Genomic DNA, 2,715 nt, shown 5'->3' with positions numbered 1-2,715 from the left:
GCGGCGAGCATTCTGCGCAGGCATCCCAGGCAACGGGAACGCATCGGCCCCAGACTGCCTTGTGAGATACCCAACGCTCCTGCGATTTCCCGGTAGGTGGGGTCGGCGGGGTCGAGCATGGCGGCCAGCAGCCGGGGGCAGCGGCCGGGCGTCCGGGTGACGGCGGCGCGGACGGTGCGGCGACGTTCGGCGACGAGTGCGGAGGTCTCCGGGGAGTCCGGCGCCTCGCCGCCGTGCGGGGCGGGGGCCGGGTCGTCCCGGTAGGGCCGCTCGCGCAGGGCGGCACGGCGGCAGCGGCGGGCCTCGGCGCGGACGGCCCGGCGCAGCCACTCGGCGGGGCGTTCGGGGGCGCCGTCGTCGCGGAGGCGTTCCAGGAGCCGGAGCCACACGGCCTGTTCGAGGTCGTCCGGTTCGACGCCGGCGGCCGCGGCCTCCGCCTCGGACTCGGCGGCGAGGAGTGGGGTGAGGGTGCGGAGCAGGGCTTCCGGCGAGGTGGGGGGAGTCATGCCCGCCACGATGCGGCCGGGCGGGGGGCCGGTTGCGGGCCGGGCGGTAAACCACCCGGGCGGGGGTACGGGCCGGGGCGCCCGTACCCCCGGGGTCGTGCGCCCGGTGTCAGCGCCGTCCGGCGTCGGCGGCGGCGAGGAGGGCCGTGTCGGGGTTGTCGGAGAAGATGCCGTCGATCCCGGTCTCCAGGTAGCGCTTGAGGGCACCGAAGGAGTCGCCGTAGGCGGCGGGGTCGGTGCCGCGGCGGAAGTCGGCCGGGAGGAAGGCGTTCTCGTTGCGGTGCGTGTACGGGTGGAGGATCAGGCCGCGGGCGTGGGCGTCGCGCACCAGGGTGGTCGGCTCGCCGAGCCTGCCGTCCTTGTCCTTGGGGATGACGAGGTCGAGGAGCGGGCCGATGCCCTGGGCGAAGGAGGCGATCCAGGCGAGGCCCTCGGGGGTGACGAGGTCGGCGACCGTGCGCGGGTCGCCCGACTGCCGGAAGTCCCACGGGCGGTCGTCGGGAGTCCAGAGCAGGACGACACGCGGGGTGGCGACGAGCTTCGCCATGCGCCGCATGCTGGTGGGCTCGAAGGACTGCAAGAAGGTGGGCGAGTCGGCGCGGTGGCGTCCGTAGCGGCGCAGCAGGACGGCGAGACGTTCCTCCAGACCGAGGCCGAGCCCGCGGAAGTACGTGGGGTGCTTGGTCTCGACGTGGAGCCAGATCTCCCGGCCCCGGCGGCGGCCCTCCGTCTCGGCCCAGCGCAGCACCTCCTCGAAGGTGGGGACGGTCCAGCGGCCGTCGTAGAGGGTGTTCTCCTGGCGCGTGCCGGGGATGCGCTCCTTGGCGCGGAGCGTCTTGAGCTCGGCCAGTGTGAAGTCCTCGGTGAACCAGCCGGTGAGGGTGGTTCCGTCGACGTTCTTGGTCGTTCGGCGGGAGGCGAACTCGGGGTGGTCGGCGACGTCGGTGGTGCCGGTGATGTCGTTCTCGTGACGGCAGACGAGGTGCCCGTCCTTGGTGGGGACGAGGTCCTGCTCGATGACGTCGGCGCCGAGGTCGAGGGCCAGCTGGTAGGAGCCGAGGGTGTGTTCGGGGCGGTAGCCGCTGGCGCCCCGGTGGGCGATCACGGTGGGGACGGGCAGGGAGCGGTAGCCGCGGCCCCGGCCGGGCCCGTGGTCGCGGCCCCGTTCGCCGGCCTGCGCGGTGCCGGCGGCCGTCAGCGCCGCGGAGGCGCCGAGGACGGCCGCCCCCGCCGCTCCGAGGACCGTCCGCCGTGCCGGGGTCGGGCGCGCGCCCTGAGTCATGAAGTACCTCCTGTGTGATGTCCCGCACGTGTCGGCGGTGTCCCCGACCGTAGGCAGGGAGGCCCTACGGGCGGCAGACCCCGGTCGAACATGGCGGAAACTCACGTCAACACTGTGTATCCAACCGGTGAACCCGATGTGCGCACGGTGGTGACCCGCGAGTATCGTCGCCAGCTGCACCGTCGGCCCGCTGACCCGCGTCCCACCCGGAGGAACCGTTGTCCCGTCTCGCGATCATCAAGGCAGTGCTCGGGCCGGTCATGCGCCTGATGTTCCGCCCCCGGGTGGAGGGGGCGGAGAACATTCCCGGCACCGGGCCCGTGATCCTGGCCGGCAACCACCTCACCTTCATCGACTCGATGATCATGCCGATCTGCCTGGAGCGTCAGGTCTTCTTCATCGGCAAGGACGAGTACGTGACGGGCAAGGGCCTCAAGGGCCGCGCGATGGCGTGGTTCTTCACCAGCGTCGGCATGATCCCGGTGGACCGGGACGGCGGGCGCGGCGGGGTGGCCGCGCTGATGACCGGCCGCCGGGTCCTGGAGGAGGGCAAGATCTTCTCGATCTACCCGGAGGGCACCCGCTCCCCCGACGGCCGGCTGTACCGGGGCCGTACGGGCATCGCGCGGCTGACCCTGATGACGGGGGCGCCGGTGGTGCCGTTCGCGATGATCGGCACCGACAAGATCCAGCCGGGCGGCGCGGGCTTCCCGCGGCCGGGGCGGGTCACGGTGCGCTTCGGCGAGGCGATGGAGTTCTCGCGGTACGAGGGCATGGACCGCGACCGGTACGTGCTCCGCGCGGTGACGGACTCCGTGATGGCGGAGGTCATGCGCCTGTCGGGTCAGGAGTACGTGGACATGTACGCCACCAAGGCGAAGGCCGCCTGACGCACGCGGACGGCAGCGGTGCCCCGTACGGCGAAAG

The 2,715-nt window shown here is 73.1% G+C and carries 3 protein-coding genes; 1 reads left to right on the top strand and 2 read right to left on the bottom strand.

The window, feature by feature from the left end; all coding sequences use genetic code 11:
* Together RIF68_RS33580 and RIF68_RS33575 are read right to left on the bottom strand one after the other, a co-directional pair.
* The coding region (locus tag RIF68_RS33580) for a sigma-70 family RNA polymerase sigma factor (protein ID WP_309055252.1) at window positions 1–506 on the bottom strand (506 nt) is incomplete at its 3' end.
* A 109-nt stretch (window positions 507–615) separates the two neighbouring features.
* On the bottom strand, window positions 616–1,788 hold the full coding sequence (locus tag RIF68_RS33575) for a glycerophosphodiester phosphodiesterase (protein ID WP_309055251.1): 1,173 nt from the start codon (window positions 1,786–1,788) through the stop codon (window positions 616–618).
* A 218-nt stretch (window positions 1,789–2,006) separates the two neighbouring features.
* Between RIF68_RS33575 and RIF68_RS33570 the strand changes: the two genes are divergently transcribed.
* Window positions 2,007–2,678, top strand: a complete 672-nt coding sequence (locus tag RIF68_RS33570) for a lysophospholipid acyltransferase family protein (protein WP_309055250.1) — start codon at window positions 2,007–2,009, stop codon at window positions 2,676–2,678.
* The last annotated feature ends 37 nt before the right edge of the window (window positions 2,679–2,715 follow it).

This window comes from Streptomyces sp., from assembly GCF_031178505.1.
GTDB lineage: Bacteria > Actinomycetota > Actinomycetes > Streptomycetales > Streptomycetaceae > Streptomyces > Streptomyces gulbargensis.
The sequence above is the reverse complement of the archived record's forward strand: the minus strand, read 5'-3'. Positions and strand labels throughout refer to the sequence as shown.

Coding starts and splice junctions, on each gene's coding strand:
- RIF68_RS33575 (WP_309055251.1), bottom strand. CDS start 1,788: ATGACTCAGGGCGCGCGCCCGACCCCGGCACGGCGGACGGTCCTCGGA.